This is a genomic window from Brevundimonas sp. TWP2-3-4b1 (assembly GCF_049897665.1).
Lineage (GTDB): Bacteria > Pseudomonadota > Alphaproteobacteria > Caulobacterales > Caulobacteraceae > Brevundimonas > Brevundimonas subvibrioides_B.
Map to the genome: position 1 here is coordinate 164,404 of NZ_JAFCWQ010000004.1, position 17,941 is coordinate 182,344.

General features: G+C 67.0%; 15 protein-coding genes. 11 read left to right on the forward strand and 4 right to left on the reverse strand.

Features of this window, described 5'->3' with window-relative positions:
- Positions 1–9: 9 nt before the first annotated feature.
- Entirely contained in the window at positions 10–312 is a 303-nt protein-coding gene (locus tag ACP7A5_RS05320; RefSeq protein ID WP_426040931.1) for a hypothetical protein, read from the reverse strand.
- A gap of 301 nt (positions 313–613) precedes the next feature.
- On the opposite strand from ACP7A5_RS05320, the gene ACP7A5_RS05325 reads away from it, so the two are divergent.
- Positions 614–3,616: a TonB-dependent receptor domain-containing protein gene (locus tag ACP7A5_RS05325; protein WP_426040932.1), complete on the forward strand. Its 3,003-nt coding sequence runs from the start codon at positions 614–616 to the stop codon at positions 3,614–3,616.
- A 77-nt stretch (positions 3,617–3,693) separates the two neighbouring features.
- The gene (locus ACP7A5_RS05330; RefSeq protein WP_426040933.1) at positions 3,694–4,488 is read left to right on the forward strand and encodes a hypothetical protein; all 795 of its coding nucleotides are present in this window, start codon (positions 3,694–3,696) and stop codon (positions 4,486–4,488) included.
- On the opposite strand, the gene ACP7A5_RS05335 is transcribed toward ACP7A5_RS05330, so the two are convergent.
- Entirely contained in the window at positions 4,479–5,177 is a 699-nt protein-coding gene (locus tag ACP7A5_RS05335) for an HAD family hydrolase (RefSeq protein WP_426040934.1), read from the reverse strand. The genes ACP7A5_RS05330 and ACP7A5_RS05335 overlap by 10 nt on opposite strands.
- A gap of 65 nt (positions 5,178–5,242) precedes the next feature.
- Between ACP7A5_RS05335 and ACP7A5_RS05340 the strand changes: the two genes are divergently transcribed.
- Positions 5,243–5,644, forward strand: a complete 402-nt coding sequence (locus tag ACP7A5_RS05340; protein ID WP_426040935.1) for a DUF805 domain-containing protein — start codon at positions 5,243–5,245, stop codon at positions 5,642–5,644.
- A 14-nt stretch (positions 5,645–5,658) separates the two neighbouring features.
- Here the strand turns inward: ACP7A5_RS05340 and ACP7A5_RS05345 are convergent, their stop codons facing one another.
- Positions 5,659–6,621: an acyl-CoA thioester hydrolase/BAAT C-terminal domain-containing protein gene (locus ACP7A5_RS05345; RefSeq protein ID WP_426040936.1), complete on the reverse strand. Its 963-nt coding sequence runs from the start codon at positions 6,619–6,621 to the stop codon at positions 5,659–5,661.
- A gap of 109 nt (positions 6,622–6,730) precedes the next feature.
- Here ACP7A5_RS05345 and ACP7A5_RS05350 point away from each other — a divergent pair, with 109 nt between their 5' ends.
- From ACP7A5_RS05350 to ACP7A5_RS05375, 6 genes are all read left to right on the forward strand, one after another.
- Complete coding sequence (locus tag ACP7A5_RS05350; RefSeq protein ID WP_426040937.1) at positions 6,731–7,435, forward strand: SDR family NAD(P)-dependent oxidoreductase; 705 nt, start codon at positions 6,731–6,733, stop codon at positions 7,433–7,435.
- Positions 7,436–7,490: 55 nt separating this feature from the next.
- A complete protein-coding gene (locus ACP7A5_RS05355) occupies positions 7,491–8,489 on the forward strand; it encodes an aromatic ring-hydroxylating oxygenase subunit alpha (RefSeq protein WP_426040938.1) in 999 nt (332 codons plus the stop codon).
- A gap of 25 nt (positions 8,490–8,514) precedes the next feature.
- Positions 8,515–9,816, forward strand: coding sequence for an amino acid permease (locus tag ACP7A5_RS05360; protein WP_426040939.1), 1,302 nt, complete (start codon positions 8,515–8,517; stop codon positions 9,814–9,816).
- An 89-nt stretch (positions 9,817–9,905) separates the two neighbouring features.
- Positions 9,906–11,063 carry a glutamine-hydrolyzing carbamoyl-phosphate synthase small subunit gene (gene carA, locus ACP7A5_RS05365; RefSeq protein ID WP_426040940.1) on the forward strand — a complete coding sequence of 386 codons (1,158 nt, stop codon included), beginning with the start codon at positions 9,906–9,908 and terminating at the stop codon, positions 11,061–11,063.
- A 1-nt stretch (position 11,064) separates the two neighbouring features.
- Complete coding sequence (locus ACP7A5_RS05370; RefSeq protein ID WP_426040941.1) at positions 11,065–12,021, forward strand: hypothetical protein; 957 nt, start codon at positions 11,065–11,067, stop codon at positions 12,019–12,021.
- Between the two features lie 18 nt (positions 12,022–12,039).
- Entirely contained in the window at positions 12,040–13,173 is a 1,134-nt protein-coding gene (locus ACP7A5_RS05375; protein ID WP_426040942.1) for a patatin-like phospholipase family protein, read from the forward strand.
- 3 nt (positions 13,174–13,176) lie between these two features.
- On the opposite strand, the gene ACP7A5_RS05380 is transcribed toward ACP7A5_RS05375, so the two are convergent.
- A complete protein-coding gene (locus tag ACP7A5_RS05380; protein ID WP_426040943.1) occupies positions 13,177–13,443 on the reverse strand; it encodes a hypothetical protein in 267 nt (88 codons plus the stop codon).
- Positions 13,444–13,641: 198 nt separating this feature from the next.
- Here ACP7A5_RS05380 and dnaG point away from each other — a divergent pair, with 198 nt between their 5' ends.
- Together dnaG and rpoD are read left to right on the forward strand one after the other, a co-directional pair.
- The gene (gene dnaG / locus ACP7A5_RS05385; RefSeq protein WP_426040944.1) at positions 13,642–15,513 is read left to right on the forward strand and encodes a DNA primase; all 1,872 of its coding nucleotides are present in this window, start codon (positions 13,642–13,644) and stop codon (positions 15,511–15,513) included.
- 93 nt (positions 15,514–15,606) lie between these two features.
- Complete coding sequence (gene rpoD / locus ACP7A5_RS05390; protein WP_426040945.1) at positions 15,607–17,574, forward strand: RNA polymerase sigma factor RpoD; 1,968 nt, start codon at positions 15,607–15,609, stop codon at positions 17,572–17,574.
- The last annotated feature ends 367 nt before the right edge of the window (positions 17,575–17,941 follow it).

Sequence of the window (17,941 nt, forward strand, 5' to 3'; positions counted from 1 at the left end):
GCTCTGGTCTTAGTTCGTCACGACCGCGCATTCCCAGCCATCGTAGTCGAGCTGGAAGGCTGCGGCCCAGGATTGCATCATCGACGAGACGGGTGCGAAGCTGGCTTCGTCCACCGCCGTGGTCGTTTCGAGAACGGTCGAGTCGCCCTGCCCCCGGGTCAGGAAGCCGGCGCGACGGGCGACCTCGTTCAGGTCGTCGTGGTCGCCTCCGCCGTTGAAGTAGAACAAAGTGTGGCGAGGGGTGATTCCGGTATCGCCATGAGTCATCAAGGACGCGCGGATCATCGCATCCCGTTCGTCATGGCTGATCATATCGTCGCGCAGGGTCGTCTCTCGCTCGCTCGCTCGCGTGCGAACGGCCGGCGGCGCTGTTCGGCGGGCCGGTTTCGTTCGGGTTGTCGGTTAAGCGGCCCGTTTAGAGACGGCGGCCCCGCGGGGCAAGCGGGCTCTGACGTGCCGTTGATGCAACAGCTCCCCGCCTCACTCCGACACGCCGCAGGGAAGGCGCGACGAAAATATGGCAACGGAGTTGCCAAATTGCGCCCTCCCGATGCAAGATCAGGCACCTCCGCCAATAATACTGACGGATCCTGATTTTTACGGAGTGACTGTCATGCTCTTCCGCAACCGACTGCGGCAATCCTCGGCCATCGCGTCCGGTCTGTTCGCCGCGCTGGTCATGGCCGGGCCTGTCTTCGCCCAGAACGCGCCACCTCCGCCTCAGGATCCCGACGATGAAGACGCCACGACGGTCGAAGAGGTCGTCGTCACCGGGTCGCGCATTCCGACCAATGAATTCACGAGCGCATCGCCGGTCCAGATCCTGACCACCGACCGGGCCCGCCAGCGCGGTCTCAGCGACACGACGCAGCTGCTGCAGTCCTCGACGCTCGCGGCCGGCTCGGCTCAGGTGAACTCCACGATCTCCAGCGCCTTCGTCACGGACGGCGGGCCGGGCTCGGCGACCATCTCGCTGCGCGGTCTGGGAGCGAATCGTACCCTGGTGCTGCTGAACGGCCGTCGCGCCGGTCCGGCGGGCACGCGCGGCGCAGTCTCGGCCTTCGACCTGAACGTCATCCCGCAATCGGCGATCGACCGGGTCGATATCCTGAAGGACGGCGCCTCGTCCATCTACGGCTCGGACGCCGTGGCGGGGGTCGTGAACCTGATCACCGAGCGCGGCCGCGACGGCGGCGTGATGAATGTGTTCGGCACGGTTCCGATCGAGGGCGGCGGCGAGCAATACAACGCCTCGGCCGCTTGGGGCGCGAATTTCGATCGCGGCTACCTGAACCTGTCGGCCGACTACTACCGCCAGGAAAAACTGGCCGCCGGTGAGCGGGACTACCTGGTCTGCCGCAACCAGTATGTGTTCCAGCCCGGCACCGGCACCCGCGCCGACCGCATCGATCCGCGCACCGGCCAGCCGCAGTGCACGGACCTGACCTGGGGTCAGATCTACGTCTACGGCCCGGACTTCTCGGGCCGCGCGGGCCGGTTCCAGTTCGACTATGACGGCAACCTTGGCCAGCATATCCCGCGCCGGCCGACCAACCCGGCTGTTTCGGCACAGTATCCCACGGCGCCGACCGGCTTCTATCTGGTCAACTACGACATCCCGTCGCGGGCGGTGACGAACAACCTCAGCGAATACGCGCTGGAGGAATCGATCATCCCCGAAACGACCCGCTACACGGTCTTCGCCGAGGGCGCCTATGAGATCGGCGGCGGCGTCGAGGCCTATGCCGAGATCCTGCTGAACCGCCGCGAGAGCCGCACAGACAGCTATCGCCAGTTCTGGAACTACACCTATACGGCCGACTTCCTCAACCTTGTCTACGGCGGCGGCGGCGGCGACCCCGTCACGGGCTTCCGTGGCGCGAATATCCTCAGCGCCACGCCGATCACCGACCACTTCGACCAATCGCAGACTGTCGACTACGCCCGGGCCGTTGCCGGCGTTCGAGGCGACCTTGGCGGCTGGAAGTGGGACGTGTTCGCCCAGTACAGCCGCTCGGACGGCGAATACACAACCGACGTCATCCTGCAGGACGCGGTGGACTCGACCAGCTTCAAGACGCGCTCCTGCGTCGGCACCAACCTGCCGGTCAGCGGTCGTCCCTGTATCGACGTCGACTTCACCCGGCCGGACTTCCTGGCCGGTCGTCTGACGCCGGCGGAGCGGGCCTTCCTGTTCGACACCGACACCGGCAAGACGATCTACGAGCAGATGTATCTGGAAGGCACGATCGGGGGCACCCTGTACGAGTTGCCGGCCGGTCCGTTGGGCGCCGCCTTCGGCTTCCACGTGCGTCGCGACGAAATCGAGGACACGCCCGGCCCGATCACCCTGGCCGACAACAGCTGGGGCCTGTCCGGCGGCGGCATCACAGCGGGCACGGAAGACACCAACGAAGTCTACGGCGAGCTCTCGGTCCCGCTGCTGGCTGACGTGCCGTTCGCCCAGCGCCTGACGATGTCTCTGTCGGGTCGCTACACCGACACCAAGACCTCGGGTGACGCCTCGACCTACAAGGTCGGCCTGAACTGGGAGATCACGGACTCGATCCGCGTCCGCGCCACCCACGGCACCTCGTTCCGCGCACCGGCCCTGTTCGAACTGTATCTGGCCGACCAGACCAGCTTCATCGGTCAGCGCAACATCGATCCCTGCCTGAACCTGGGTCAACGGGTCGCCGACGGCAGCATCCAGACCACCAGCCCGATCTACCGGAACTGCACCAGCACGTCCGGACCGGGCGGCGGGGTTCTGCCGACCTTCACCGGCGGCGTGGTGACCGCTACGGTCGTCACCGGCGGCGGCCTCGGCGTGCTGGAGCCCGAGACCTCGAAGGCCACGGTCATCGGCGTCATCCTGACGCCGGTCGGCAGCGACCTGAGCCTGGCCGTCGACTATTTCGACATCGCCATCAAGGACCAGGTCGATGTGCTCGGCGCCGCCGGCATCCTGCAGGCCTGCTATCTGTCGGAAAGCTTCCCCAACGATCCGATCTGCAACCAGTTCGATCGCAACCGCACCACCAAGTCGATCGATCGGGTCCGCGACAGCTATCTGAACATCGCGGAACAGAACAACCGCGGCATTGACTTCACGGCGCGCTGGTTCCGTGACTTCGACTTCGGCACAGTGACCATTGATACGCAGACCACCTGGACCTTCGAGACCAACCAGTCGACCTTCGCCAACTTCGGCACGGACTTCCTGGGCGACATCGGCAATCCGGAACTGGTCGGCAACGTCAACCTGACCCTGGAACGCGGCCCCTGGACGGCCTTCTGGGGCTGGGACTGGATCGGCAACCAGGACGCACGCCCGGACATCATCCGCAACGGCGGCAACCTGAACCAGGTCATCGACGGCCGGACGACCGAGACCAAGGCCTATGCCGAGTTCACCGGCTTCCACAGCCTGTCCTTGAGCTACGAGGGTGACGGCTGGGAACTCTCGGGCGGCCTCGCCAATGTGTTCGACGAACTGCCGCCGGCCGCCTCGTCGGTGTCGGTCGGCACCCAAGGCAACTCGATCCTGCAGTCGCAGTACACCGAGGCCTACTACGGTCGGCGCGCCTTCATGCGCGTGTCCAAGTCGTTCTGATTCGGAACGATCCACGTTAGGACGAAGGGCGGCGGAGCGATCCGCCGCCCTTTTCCGTTTCGCCTTCAAGGAACCCGATGGCCATCATCAAGGGCATGCAGGACACGCTGGACGCCGAGGTCGCGCGTTTCGTCCAGACGCCGCTGAAACAGCCTCTGCTCGTCAACAGCATCCCCAAGGGCGGGACGCACTTGCTGCGCAATGTGCTTCGGATGTTCGTCCCGATCGAACAGCATCACGACCGGGATTTCGTGCAGATCCCGAATATGCACCAGCACCTGGACGCCTTCGATCCGAACGCGCCCAAACTGGCGGCGGCGCATCTTTTGTTCAGCGATCAGTCGCTGGCCAATATCCGGTTCGCGCGGCACATCCTGCTGGTGCGGGATCCCTGGGACTGGGTGCTCGCCCGCGCTCGCTTCTTCGTCTCGGACGAGTTCGAGCAGGAGAACATCCAGCACCTCAAGACCCCCGGACTCTTCTCGGCCGAGGCCCTGATGAACATGATGATCTTTGGCGTGCACCAGAAGTCGCCGGCCCTGATCGACATCTACACCCACAATGCCGCCGCCTGGCTCGGGACGGAGGTTCATCTCGTTCGCTATGAGGATCTCGCTGCGGCCGTCCGCGACATCGAGGCGCCCGGGAGCGAGCGACTGGTTGCCGAGTTGCTGGGAGCCGCGGGCATCGTCCGCCCCGACGACTGGCGGGAACGCGTGGTCACCGGCGCCGACCGGAAGAAGAGCCGGACTGCCCGCGAAAACCTGAAATTGCCCGACGGCCTGGAATTCCCTGATGTTTTGCCGGACGCGCAGAAAGCGCTGGTCGAGTTCCACGCGCCCGGCTTGCGGAAACTGCTCGGCTACGCCTGAGCCCGCTCGGCGATCCAGGCGGGCAGGTTGGCGATACTGTCGAGCAGGCCGAAGCGCGGGTGGTCGACCGGCGGCTCGGCGATCTCGTGCGCCCAGGTGACGTGATAGGGGATGTGGACGGCGAAGGCCCCGGCCTCGATGGCCGGGATGACGTCCGACTTCACCGAATTGCCGGCCATGACCGCCTCGTGGGCGCCCGTGCCGTGGCGGGCAAAGACCCGGTCATAGGTGCCCCGATCCTTCTCCGAGACGATCTCCACGGCCGCGAACAGATCGCCGAGGCCGGACGCCGCCAGCTTGCGCTCCTGGTCCAGCAGGTCGCCCTTGGTGACCAGCACAAGGCGATAGTGTTCGGACAGGCGGTGCAGGGCCTCGCCGACGCCCGGCAGGGTCTCGACCGGATGGGCGATCATCTCGCGGCCGGCGGCGAGGATTTCGCGCAGGACGCCCGGCGGAGGCTCACCCTCGCACAGCTCCATCGCCGTCTCGATCATGGACAGGGTGAAGCCCTTGATGCCGTAGCCGTAGAGCCTCAGGTTCCGGCGCTCTACCTCGGCCAGGCGCGCTTCGATGAGCGCGTTGTCGTGGTCGCCCAGCAGATCGAGGAACCGCGCCTGGGTCAGGCGGAAGATGGTCTCGTTGTGCCAGAGGGTATCGTCGGCATCGAGCCCGACTGTGGTGATGGTCATGGTCGAGCCGATATCAATTTCGCCGATTCGTGATATGCGAGAGCCCTCAGCGAGGGGAGAGACGCATGAACGACTTCATGCAGCCTTACAAGAAATACGCCCAGTTCACCGGTCGGTCGGACCGCAAGGAGTTCTGGTATTTCGTCCTGTTCTACATCATCGCCTGCGTGATCCTCGGGATCGCCGATGGCATGCTGTTCGGAACCGGTCGAGCGGTGATGGGCGATGGCGAGTTCGAGTTTTCCTCCTCCGGCCCCCTGACGGGGATTTTCGTGCTCGGTTCCTTCATCCCGATGCTGGCGGTGGCGATCCGGCGGCTGCACGATACCGGCAAGACGGGCTGGTGGGTCCTGTTGGGCCTGATTCCCTTGATCGGGACCATCATTCTGATCGTCTTCTACGCGCAGAAGGGTCAGCCGGAGGCCAATGCCCATGGCGAGCCGCCGGAAGGCAGTCGCGCGGCCTGACGGTTCGCGGGCGGCTATTCCGCTTCCGCAAGGGCCGTTTTCAGGAAGGTCAGGGTGCGCGGCCAGACGTCGGCGCGGGCCGCGATCAGACCCTCCACCGTGCCGCCTACGGCGGTGACGTTCTGAAGCCCTGGCGCATCGGCGCGGACCGGCGCGCCGAAGACGGCGTGGCCCGCGTCCGGATAGGCGAGGTGCTCAACGGGATGGGCGAAGCCATGCGACCGTAGCCGGGCTTCGACGCGATTGGCCATCTCGGTCGAGGGCCACAGTGTGTCGGCTTCGCCCGAAACCAGAAGGATCGGCCCGGCGATCCGTTCGACCGGGATCTCGGCCTCCGGTGATGCGGCGGGGAGGCTGTCGCGATAGAGGTTGAAAATGCCGGTGAATCCCTTGCTGAAGTCGTAGGGGACATGCGGCAAGGGCTGACCCCCGGCGGTCCAGGACGAGCCCACCGCGCCGCCGGTCCGGTCGATCCCGGCCCAGACCACGTTCGACGGCACGGCCGCGACGACTGCGGCGATGGCCGGGTTCCGGCTGGCGATCAGCAGGGCCAGTTCGCCCCCCTTGGACACGCCGACGATGGCGACCGGCTCGGGTGTGCCGGGACGGGCGTTCAGCCAGGCCAGCGCCCGATCGACCGGCTCGATCGCGATCAGGTCGAGGGTCTCGGTCTGACCCTGCTCTCCGAAATAGGAGACGGCGACGGCGTCGAAGCCGTCGGCCGCAAGCCTGCGGGCCATCCGGCCTGAGCCGCCCAGTCCGCCTTCCGAGCCGCCCAGTACGATGACGGCGCCGCGCGAGGCTGTGGCCGGATCGGCGGCGAAATAGTCGGCGATCAGATCCGCCCTGCGCACCTCCTCGGTCGGCGGGACAGTGGCGACAGCGGCAGTGGCCGGGGTTTGGGCCACGGCGGAGGCCGCGCTGCCACACGTGAGCAACAGCGCGGCGAGCAAGGCGGATGGGGTCGAGCGCGACATCAGTGGATCTCCATAATTAAAGCACTTTGTATTACAAAGTTTACGGGATCGCAAGGCCGCGACGTGATGCCGGCTTGTTCTTCTCCCCCGGAGCGCGTTGATCGGACGCATGCAGGCTCTCGGTCCAGACGTCCCTTCCGCTGTTGTCGTCGGCGCATCGGGCGGCATCGGGGCGGCCGTGGCCGATGGGCTGGCGGCGTCGGGACGTTTCGCCACGATTCACCGCCTGTCCCGCTCGGTCACGGGACTGGATCTGGAAGACGAGGCCAGCATCGCCGCCGCCGCCAGGCGAATCGCGGACGGACCGGCTCCGGTTCTGATTTTCGTAGCCACCGGCGTCCTGCACCACGGCGAGGCGCCCGAACGATCCTTCAGGGCGATGACGGCGGAGCACCTGCTGCGAGACTACCGCGTCAACACCGTCGGCCCGGCGCTCGTCGCCAAGCATTTCCTGCCGTTGCTGCCCCGCGACCGACGCGCTGTGTTCGCGGCCCTGTCGGCACGGGTCGGATCGATCGGCGACAACCGTCTGGGCGGCTGGCACAGTTATCGCGCGTCCAAGGCGGCGCTGAACATGATCGTTCGCAACCTCGCGATCGAGATGGCGCGCTCCCATCCCCATGCGATTGTGGCAGGGCTGCATCCCGGGACGGTGATTACGGGTCTGAGCGAACCGTTCCAAAAAGGGGTGTCGCCGGAAGCCCTGTTCACCCCCGCTGTCTCTGCGGGATATCTGTTGGGCGTCCTTGACGGCCTGACTCCTGCGGACAGCGGCGGCGTCTTCGCGTGGGACGGTGCACGAATCCCGGCCTAGCCTGCGGAAAGTCGAGCCGCTTGACGACGCCGGGTCGCCGGGGCCTTGTCGGGCCATGCAGGTCACTCTTCCGGCACGGCTTTACGGATGTCCCGACGCGTGGCTGCGCGAGCGCACGGGCCTGTTCGGACACACGTGGCTGTTCCTCGCTCATGAGGCCGAGGCGTCGGACGCCGGCGACTGGATCGCCACCGACGTCGCAGGGCATCAGTTGCTGATGGTGCGAGGAGCGGACGGCGCGCTGCGGGCCTTCCACAATGTCTGCCGCCACCGGGCCGGGCCGCTGGTCAGCGGGGTCGCAGGGAATTGCGGGCGCGAACTGGTGTGCGGCTACCACGGCTGGCGCTACTCGCTTGAGGGTCGGCTGAGGGCGGCGACGGAGTTCGGCGCCGCCGAGGGGTTCGATCCCCGCGAATTCGGCCTGTTGGGCCTGAGGCTGGAGACCTGGCGCGGGTTGGTGTTCGTGACGCTGGACCCCGACGCTGCGCCCCTGGGTCAGACCGTCGCGCCGCTCGAGACGTTGCTGGCAGAACGCGGGTTCGAAATCGCCCGCCCGGCCGCGCGCCGCACCCATGTCCTGGACTGCGACTGGAAGGTCTATGCCGAGAACTATCTGGAGGGCTACCACATCGGTTCGGTCCATCCCGTCCTCGCCGACGAACTGGGCCCGGCGGATTACCGCGTCCGGGTCGAGGGCGATCTGGTGATCCAGGAGGCGGTCGGGGTGAACGACGGACCCCAGGCCGGGGTCTGGGGCTGGCTGTGGCCCAACCTCGGGATCAATGTCTATCGCGACGGGGCGATGATCGAGCGGATGACGCCGGTCGGGCCGGGTCGCACGCGGCTGGACTATTTGTTCCTCAACGACGGCGGGGAGAGAGCGCTGGGAGAGGCGCTGGTCGCATCGGACCGGCTGACCGCGGAGGACGCGGCCATCTGCGAGGCCGTGCAGAGGAACCTGACGGCGGGCGCCTATGAGACCGGTGTGCTGAGTCCGCGCCACGAGGCCGCCGTGGCGTGGTTCCAGATGCGGATCGGCGCCGTCCATGCTTGAGTGATGGCAGGCAAGGGGGAACCGCATGACCGACGCGCAACCGGCGGGCGATCGCAAACTCGGCTGGGGTCTCGCCGCCCTCCTCGTCACCGGCAACATGATCGGCTCGGGCGTGTATCTTCTTCCGGCCTCGCTGGCGTCGATCGGCAGCTCCAGTCTGGTGGGCTGGGTCGTGGCCGCATTGGGCGCCTTGCTGCTGGCCGCCGTTTTCGCGGGCCTCGGGCGAACGCTTCCTGCGGCCGACAGCCTGTCCGGCTACGCGGGGCAGGGGCTCGGCCGTTTCTTCGGCTATCAGGCGTCCCTGGCCTACTGGGTCGGCAACTGGGTCGGTAATGTCGCCATCGCGGTGGCCGCCACCGGATACATGGCGTTCTTCGTCCCGATGCTGGCGGAGCGTTGGCCCGGCGCCGTGTGCAATGTCGCCCTCATATGGCTGACCACCCTTCTCTACATGGCCGGCCCCCGGGCCGTGGCGCGTTTCGGCGGGCTGACCCTGGCTGTCGGTCTGGTTCCCTTGGTGATCGCGGTGTTCGCTGGCGCGATCGCCTTCGACCCGGCGGTCTTCGCGGCGTCATGGTCGCCGGCCGGCGTCGGTCTGACGTCGAGCGTACCGGCCTCCATGGCGCTGATCTTCTGGGCCTTCCTGGGCTTCGAAAGCGCTGGAGTGGTGGCCCAGAGGCTGAAGGATCCCGAACGGAACGTCGGCCGCGCCACCTTCGTGGGCGTCACCCTGGCGGCCATCATCTATATCGCGGTCAGTGCCGCGGTGTTCGGCGTCATCCCGGCGGCGGAGCTGGCGCAGTCCAGCAGCCCGTTCGCCGCTGTGGCCGTGCGGGTGATCGGAAGCGGGGCGGCAGGCTTCGTCGCGGTCTGCGCCGTGGCCAAGACACTGGGAACGCTGGGCGGCTGGATGATGCTGACCGGAGAGACCGCCCGCGCCGGCGCCCGCCAGGGCTTCCTGCCTCGGGTCTTCGGCCACGGGGCGGTGACGCCGCCCGCCAATCCCCTGATCCACGGCGTGCTGATGACCGTCATCGTCCTGGCCAGTGCCCAGCCCCGGCTCGCCGGGCAGTTCGGTCTGCTGATCGGTGCGACGACCGTGCTGTTCCTGGTCGTCTACGGGTTCTGCTGCGTGGCCCTGATGCGGTTCACCGACCGCTGGCCGGAGCGGATCGCGGCGCTGGGCGGCCTGGCCTTCTGCGGCTGGGCCGTTGCGATGTCTGGCTGGGTCTTTCTGGGGATCGCGATGGCCTTTTTCGCGGTGACGACCGTCGTCTGGGTCGGTCTCGGGCTGCGGAGGCGGCGTCTCGCGGCAACAGAGCCATGACGACCGCCGCCGACGGCGTTGACCGCCGACATTCGCCCCGCTAGTCACGCCGCCGTTTGAGCGCCGGGATTCGGTGCTATGAGGCGCGCATGACCGACAAGCTTCTCCCCGGCGCCACTGGCGTCCTCGCTCTCGCAGACGGCACGATCTTCCAGGGCGTGGGGGTCGGCGCGACCGGCTCGGCGCTCGGCGAGGTGGTCTTCAACACGGCGATGACCGGGTATCAGGAGATCCTGACCGACCCGTCCTACATGAGCCAGATCCTGGCCTTCACCTTCCCGCACGTCGGCAATACCGGCACCAACGTGGAAGACATCGAACAGATGGGCGGCGGGTCTGACACCTCGGCGCGAGGCGCGATCTTCCGCGACCTGCCGACCGATCCGGCCAACTGGCGCTCGGACTCGAGCTTCGACGTCTGGATGAAGCGGCGCGGCGTCGTGGGCCTGGCGGGTATCGACACCCGCGCCCTGACCCAGCGCATCCGCGACCACGGCGCGCCCCACGCGGTGATCGCCCACGATCCGGACGGGCAATTCGATCTGGACGCCCTCGTGGCGCAGGCGAAGGCCTGGACCGGCCTCGTCGGCCTCGACCTCGCAAGGCCCGCCTCGACCCTTCAGGCGTTCGAATGGGATGAGGGCCTGTGGGAATGGCCGGAGGGGCACCCGAAGACCGAGGGGCGCAAGACCGTCGTCGTCGTCGATTACGGCGTGAAGCGAAACATCCTGCGGGCGCTGGCCTCGACCGGCGCGAAGATCACCGTGGTCCCCGCCACGACGACGGCCGAGGAGATTCTGGCCCGCTCGCCGGACGGCGTCGTCCTGTCGAACGGCCCGGGTGATCCGGCGGCGACCGGCGAGTACGCCGTGCCCGAGATCAGGAAGCTGGTCGAGAGCGGCAAGCCGGTCTTCGGCATTTGCCTCGGTCACCAGATGCTGGCCCTCGCGCTCGGCGCCAGGACCGTGAAGATGGACCAGGGCCACCACGGCGCGAATCATCCGGTGAAGGATCTGACGACCGGCAAGGTCGAGATCGTGTCGATGAACCACGGCTTCACCGTCGACCGCGACAGCCTGCCAGACGCAGTCGAGGAGACCCACGTCAGCCTGTTCGACGGCACCAACTGCGGCATCCAGCTGAAGGGCCGTCCGGTGTTCAGCGTCCAGCACCACCCGGAAGCCTCACCGGGACCGACGGACAGCCTGTATCTGTTCGACCGGTTCAACGACCTGATGAAGGCCTAGAATGGCCATTCACGCGGCGACCTCGGCCTATCTGGGCTGGCTCGCCGTCGCGCTGGGCAAGGATGGGGGAGGATCCCGAACCGTCTCGGCGGCTCCGGGTGATCTCGTGTTGGGCTACGCGACCGGCTACGACTCCCATGACATCGCCCCGTTCGTGCGCTCGCTGCGCGCGGTGTTCGATGGCGGGGTCGCCCTGGTCGTCGACGACCGGCCCGATGTGATCGCCCTGCTGGAAGAGCACGGGGTCCATGCCCTGCCGGCGGACATGGTCGAGGGCTGGGAGCCCCACGCGGTCATCGCCCGGTTCGCGGCCTTCGATCGCTATCTGGCGGATAGGCCCGAGGTGCGGAATGTCCTGCTGACCGACGTGCGCGACGTCCTGTTCCAGCGACCGCCATTTGCGCCGGCGCCGACGGGGCTTGAGGTCTTCGTCGAGGGTGACGTGCTTGGCGACCACGCCTTCAACATGAAATATCTGCGAACCCTGGCCGGAGACCGGATGGCCCAGGATCTGGCGTCGGCTCCCGCGATCTGTGTCGGCACGGTCATGGGGCCGCGCCGGGAGGTCGCCCGGTTCTGCCGTATGGTTCTGATGCTGGCGGCCATTCCGCGCTCGGAGATCGGCGGGGCCTTCGGCACGGACCAGGCCGCCTGCAACATCGCGGTGCATATGGGGTTGGTGGAGGCCGAGGTCCGCGAGAACTTCGGCCGGGTCGCCACCATCGGCCTGACGCCCGGCGAGACCCTGACGTTTGCGAACGGCGAGGTGGTCAACCCCGATGGTTCGGTCAGCGCCATCGTCCATCAGCACGACCGCCACCCCCATCTGGCCGAGGCGACCCGCGGCCGCTGGGGCGGGGGGCTGGAGGTGCGCGAGCGGGTCCGCCCCAAGGGCGTGGCCGAGCGCGGCCGTCGTCTGCGCGATTCCCTGATGCGGCGTCTGCCTGAACTGCGCTGACGTGATAGGTTGAGGGCCATGCCGGTTCGCCTGACCCTCCTCGCCCTCATGCTGATGCTCGGCGCCTGCGCCAGCGGGGCCCGGTCGTCGTTTGACCTCCAGGACCGCGCAGGCGCGCGGCCGATGGGGCTGATCTCGGCCCCGAACCATCCGATCCGCGTCTATCTCGACGCCGAAGACCGCGCGGCGATCTTCCAGCAGGCGTTCCGCGAAGGGGTGCCGGTCGGAGAGGATGGGCGGCTGGACTTCATCGCCCTGTCCGGCGGCGGATCTAACGGCGCATTCACCGCAGGCCTGATGAAGGGCTGGAGCGAGACGGGCGAGCGGCCGGACTTCGAGGTTGTCACCGGAGTCTCGACCGGGGCGCTGGCCGCGCCCTTCGTCTTCCTGGGCCCCGACTACGACGACGAACTGGCCGAAGCCTATACCGGCGGAGCGGCGGCGGGTCTGCTGCAATCCCGGGGACTGGGCGCTCTGATCGGGTCAGGCATCTACAAATCGGCGCCTCTTCGATCCTTGGTCGAGCGGTTCGTGACCGAGGATGTCCTGCGCGCAGTCGCGGCGGAATACGCCAAGGGGCGGGTCTTACTGGTTGCGACCACGGACCTCGACTCCCAGCGCGGCGTCAGCTGGGACCTGGGCGCCATTGCGACGCAAGGCACGCCCCAGGCGCTGGAGCTGTTTCGCAGCGTGCTGGTGGCTTCAGCCAGCATTCCCGGCGCCTTTCCGCCCGTCCTGATCCAGTCAGATAACGCCGGTCTGCGTTTTGAAGAGATGCATGTGGACGGCGGGGTGGCGGCGCCCTTCCTGGCGGTGCCGGAGACCCTGTGGTCGTTCGAGGAGCCGTCCGACACCCTGCGCGGCGCGCGCTTCTATGTGGTTGTGAACGGGCGAACCAGTCCGAGCTTCGGGATCACGAAGGACACCCCCCAAGGCGTGCTGGGCCGCAGTATCGACATCCTGCTTCGCGCTTCGCTGGTGACGACCCTGGCGGGCAACCACGCTTTCGCGGACCGGAACGACCTGTTCTTCCGCTACGCCGCGCTGCCGGACGACTCCGAGGCCTCGGCCCTGGACTTCAGCCCCGAGTCCATGAGCGCGGTCTATGAGATCGGACGGCAGGGCGCGATCTCGGGCGCTGCCTGGAGATAGACCCTAGGGAAGCGGCGCGAAGCTGCGTTCTTCGCGGAGCGCGCAAGCCTTCTTCACCGCGACCGGGGCGGCGTGCAGCCAGTAGGCGGCGTCTTCCGGCCGATCGGCCCGCTTCCGCTCCAGACCCCTCAGGCGCCGCTGGGCAGCATTGGCCAGCAGGAGCGCGTGGAGCGCACGCGGTTTCAGGTCGTGAACCGTAGGGGCATAGGGAACGGCGACGGGATCGGGTCCGATGGGCTCGACTGCCGGTTGGGTGATGGCGATGAACATGGAGCGGCTCTGGCTTGAAGAGTAGGTCGGTGCTTCTGCGCCGGGGGAACAGTGGATTAACCCTGACTTCTGTGGATAGTTCCGCATTCGGACCAAAAAATGTCCTGAAAAAACAGAAGCCTATCGTCTCGGTTTAGCCTTCTTGGTTAACGACTGGTTAATGGCTCCGCTGCGGCGCAGAGCGCGGTATACGGAGCGGTGCGTTTCGATGACCGCTTCCTCGAGGAACTGAAGGCCCGCCTTCGCCCGTCCGACGTGATCGGCCGGTCGGTGAAGCTCAAGCGTCAGGGACGCGAGTGGGTAGGGCTGTCGCCCTTCTCCAAGGAGAAGTCGCCGTCGTTCTTCGTCAACGACGAAAAGGGATTCTTCCACGACTTCTCGTCGGGCAAGCATGGCGACGTGATCTCCTTCCTGCAGGAGACCGAGCGGCTGAGCTTCCCCGAAGCGGTCGAGCGGCTGGCCGCCGAGGCCGGGATGCAGATGCCGGCCGAGGATCCGCAGGCCGCCGAGCGCGAGGCCAGGAAGCAGGGCCTGTCGGACTGGATGGACCTGGCCCAGAAATGGTTTGCGGCGAACCTGCGCCGGTCGACCGGCAAGGCGGCGCGGGACTATCTCGAGAAGCGCGGCTTGCCGGAGGATCAGTGGGAGCGGTTCGGCCTCGGCTATGCGCCGAACGACCGCGAGGGACTGAAGGCGGCGCTGGTCCAGCGCGGGGCCAGGCCGGGCGATCTGGTCGAGATGGGGATGCTGATCTCGCCGGAGGGCGGCGGCAATCCCTATGACCGGTTCCGCGACCGGCTGATGTTCCCGATCCTCGACGCGCGCGGACGTCTGGTCAGCTTCGGCGGCCGGGCGATGAACCCCGACGACCGGGCCAAATATCTGAACGGGCCGGAGAGCCCGCTCTTCCACAAGGGAGCGACCCTTTACGGCCTGCCTGAGGCCCGGCGCATCCTCGGCGCGGAGTCGAAATCGACCCAGGCCGTAATCGTGGTCGAGGGCTATATGGACGTCATCGCCTGCCAGCGCGCGGGCCTGCCGGCCGTGGCGCCGATGGGCACGGCCCTGACCGAGGATCAGATGGCCCTGCTGTGGCGGGTGTCGTCGGAGCCGGTGCTGTGTTTCGACGGAGACGGGGCGGGGCAGAGGGCCGCGTATCGCGCCATCGAACGCGCTTTGCCGCTGCTGAAGCCGGGTCGATCGTTCCGTTTCGCCCTGCTGGAGGGCGGGCAGGATCCGGATGACATCCTGAGAGACAAGGGCGCGCCGGCCCTGCGTCAGGCCATGACCGAGACGCGGACCTTCGCCGAGGTCTTGTTCCGCCGCGAGGCCGAGGCCGAACCGCTGGATACGCCCGAGCGCCGCGCCGGGCTGAAAGGGCGGCTGCGCACGGCGGCGGCGGCGATCCAGGACAAGGATCTGGCCGAACAGTATCGCCGCGAGCTGTTCGACCGCTTCGATGCCCTGTTCCCCGGCCGGTCGGCGCCCCAGCCACGCGCCCAGCAATCCGGCGGACGCTGGAAGCCGGGTGCGCCGCCGAAGCTCGGCCAGACGGCGGAGGGCGCCTCGGCGATGCACGCCCTGACCCGATCGATCGAGCCGATCGCAGCGGCCCTGGCCCATGGCGCCATCGAGGATCCGGAGCGGATGGACGACCACCTGGAGGCAATCGCCTCGCATGGCTTCGGCGATCCGGCTCTGGACGGGCTGGCGCAGGAGCTGGTCAGGTTGCGTTTCGGGGGTCAAACGCTTGACAGCGCGGCCTTGCGTCGCCATCTCGCGACCTCCGGATACGATGCTTTAGTGCGCGAGGTCGAGAAGGCGGCGGCAAAGTCCGGCGCGCCTTTCCTGGCCGCAAATGCGCCCCTCGCCGAAGCAAGGGTCCGGTGGTCGCAAGGCTTCGACGCCCTGACCCGCGTTGCGGGACTGGACGCGGCGCTGGCGTCAGCGAAGTCGGGGGCGGATCACGCTTTCGACGCATCCGCCTTCAGTCGTCTGAAGGCGGAGCGCGATGCATTGCGACGAGCCATCAAGACCGGAATGATTTGGGATGATGAGGCTGGTTCGTAACGAACTCGGCCCGCATGCGTTCTATTTCAGAACGAATGTTGCATTTTTGCCGACGGGCCGGCGGGGTCCTGACGGTGCGGAGAATTGAACTGAATGACTGATACGCAGGAACCGCCTGAGTCCACATCCACCGACGGGCCTTTGCTCGATCTCACGGATGCCGGCGTCAAGAAGTTCATCAAGCAGGCCAAGGCGCGTGGCTATGTGACGATGGAGGAGCTGAACAAGGTTCTGCCGTCCGAAGAAGTCACGCCGGACGCGATTGAAGATACGCTCGCGATGCTGTCCGAGATGGGCGTCAATGTTGTCGAGGCGGAAGAAGACGCCGCCGAGACGACGGGCGGCGATGTCGCCGAGCGCGCCGAGACTTCGGTCACCGAAGGCGATGCCAAGCCGACCTATGACCGCACCGACGACCCCGTACGGATGTATTTGCGCGAGATGGGCTCGGTCGAGCTGCTGAGCCGCGAGGGCGAGATCGCCATCGCCAAGCGGATCGAGGCCGGCCGCGACGCCATGATCTCGGGCCTGTGCGAGAGCGCCCTGACGTTCGAGGCCATCATGGTCTGGCGCGACGAACTGGCCAACAACCGCATCCTGCTGCGCGAGGTCATCGACCTGGACGCAACCTATGGCGTGCTCAACCCCGCGTCCCTGCCGCACAACCAGCCCCAGCCCCCGATCCCTGGCCAGCCGGCCCCCCCCAAGCCCGAGCCGGAACCGGGCTCGGACGCCGCTGCCGAGGCCGAGAAGGCCGAGCAGGACGAGGAGGACGAAGACTTCGACGACGGCGGCGGGATGTCGATCTCGGCGCTGGAGGCGGAGCTGCGCGACGGCGTCATGGAGACCCTGGACGCCATCGCCTCGGACTTCGACGCCTTCCGCAAACTGCAGGAGAAGCTGGTCGACACCCGGCTCAAGGGCGAGGACCTCAGTGTCAAGGACCGCAAGGCCTATGACACATTGTCGGCGGCCATCTCGGGCCGGCTCAAGACGCTGAAGCTGAACAATAACCGCATCGAGGCCCTGGTCGAGCAGCTCTATGCGATCAACAAGCGGCTGATCGGTCTGGAAGGCCGGCTGCTGCGCCTGGCCGACAGCTACGGCATCTCCCGCCCCGAGTTCCTCAAGGCCTATTTCACCCGCGAACTCGACCCCAACTGGTCGGAGACGGTCAAGGCGATGGGCGTTCGCTGGACCAAGTTCAGCGACGACCAGTCGACCCAGATCGCCACCATCCGCGGCGATGTCGCCGCCGTGGCGACCGAGGCCGGTCTGCCCATCGACGACTATCGCCGCATCGTCCAGACGGTTCAGAAGGGCGAGCGCGAGGCCCGTCAGGCCAAGAAGGAAATGGTCGAGGCCAACCTGCGCCTGGTTATCTCCATCGCCAAGAAATACACCAACCGCGGCCTGCAGTTCCTTGATCTCATTCAGGAAGGCAACATCGGCCTGATGAAGGCGGTCGACAAGTTCGAGTACCGCCGCGGCTACAAATTCAGCACCTATGCGACCTGGTGGATCCGTCAGGCGATTACCCGCTCGATCGCCGACCAGGCGCGAACCATCCGCATCCCGGTGCACATGATCGAGACGATCAACAAGATCGTCCGGACCAGCCGCCAGATGCTGCACGAGATCGGGCGCGAGCCGACCCCGGAAGAACTGGCCGAGAAACTGGCCATGCCGCTGGAGAAGGTCCGCAAGGTCCTGAAGATCGCCAAGGAGCCCATCAGCCTCGAGACGCCGATCGGCGACGAGGAGGATTCGCACCTGGGCGACTTCATCGAGGACAAGAACGCCATCCTGCCCATCGACGCGGCCATCCAGTCAAACCTGCGCGAGACCACAACCCGCGTGCTCGCGTCCCTGACGCCACGCGAGGAACGGGTCCTGCGGATGCGGTTCGGCATCGGCATGAACACCGACCACACGCTTGAAGAAGTCGGCCAGCAGTTCAGCGTGACCCGCGAACGCATCCGCCAGATCGAGGCCAAGGCGCTGCGCAAGCTGAAGCACCCGAGCCGGTCACGGAAGCTGCGGAGCTTCCTCGACAGCTGAGGCGCGACGGCGCCGACGAAAACAGGGGGCCGCTTCCGCAAGGAGGCGGCCCTTTCCTTCTCCCTCTCCCGATGGGAGAGGGCTTAAGGCTCGCAGAGCGATAGCGATGCGTGAAGCCGAAAGGGTGAGGGGCCGACGTCGAAGTCGGCGCTAGCCGTGTCCGTGCGACGGCTCACGCCGACTGACCCGCCAACCCCTTGTGTCTTTGCTTTCATTGTAGAGTGCGGATGCGGGCGGCTGTTCGCGCAGCCGCCCGCCGCGGCCTTGAACCCGTGTGCCCCTTGGCCCTTTGAGGCCGTGGGTGAGCCTGGGTCAGGCTGTGATCTTCCAAACCCGAACAGTTGCACGGGACCTGGATCCCGCACTG

Excerpts from the sequence above, each read along its gene's own strand:
- ACP7A5_RS05350 (WP_426040937.1), top strand. The coding sequence starts at position 6,731 with ATGCAGGCTCTCGGTCCAGACGTCCCTTCCGCTGTTGTCGTCGGCGCA.
- ACP7A5_RS05370 (WP_426040941.1), top strand. The coding sequence starts at position 11,065 with ATGGCCATTCACGCGGCGACCTCGGCCTATCTGGGCTGGCTCGCCGTC.
- ACP7A5_RS05360 (WP_426040939.1), top strand. The coding sequence starts at position 8,515 with ATGACCGACGCGCAACCGGCGGGCGATCGCAAACTCGGCTGGGGTCTC.
- ACP7A5_RS05335 (WP_426040934.1), bottom strand. The coding sequence starts at position 5,177 with ATGACCATCACCACAGTCGGGCTCGATGCCGACGATACCCTCTGGCAC.
- carA (WP_426040940.1), top strand. The coding sequence starts at position 9,906 with ATGACCGACAAGCTTCTCCCCGGCGCCACTGGCGTCCTCGCTCTCGCA.
- ACP7A5_RS05380 (WP_426040943.1), bottom strand. The coding sequence starts at position 13,443 with ATGTTCATCGCCATCACCCAACCGGCAGTCGAGCCCATCGGACCCGAT.
- ACP7A5_RS05330 (WP_426040933.1), top strand. The coding sequence starts at position 3,694 with ATGGCCATCATCAAGGGCATGCAGGACACGCTGGACGCCGAGGTCGCG.
- ACP7A5_RS05340 (WP_426040935.1), top strand. The coding sequence starts at position 5,243 with ATGAACGACTTCATGCAGCCTTACAAGAAATACGCCCAGTTCACCGGT.
- ACP7A5_RS05320 (WP_426040931.1), bottom strand. The coding sequence starts at position 312 with ATGATCAGCCATGACGAACGGGATGCGATGATCCGCGCGTCCTTGATG.
- ACP7A5_RS05375 (WP_426040942.1), top strand. The coding sequence starts at position 12,040 with ATGCCGGTTCGCCTGACCCTCCTCGCCCTCATGCTGATGCTCGGCGCC.
- ACP7A5_RS05325 (WP_426040932.1), top strand. The coding sequence starts at position 614 with ATGCTCTTCCGCAACCGACTGCGGCAATCCTCGGCCATCGCGTCCGGT.
- rpoD (WP_426040945.1), top strand. The coding sequence starts at position 15,607 with ATGACTGATACGCAGGAACCGCCTGAGTCCACATCCACCGACGGGCCT.
- ACP7A5_RS05355 (WP_426040938.1), top strand. The coding sequence starts at position 7,491 with ATGCAGGTCACTCTTCCGGCACGGCTTTACGGATGTCCCGACGCGTGG.
- ACP7A5_RS05345 (WP_426040936.1), bottom strand. The coding sequence starts at position 6,621 with ATGTCGCGCTCGACCCCATCCGCCTTGCTCGCCGCGCTGTTGCTCACG.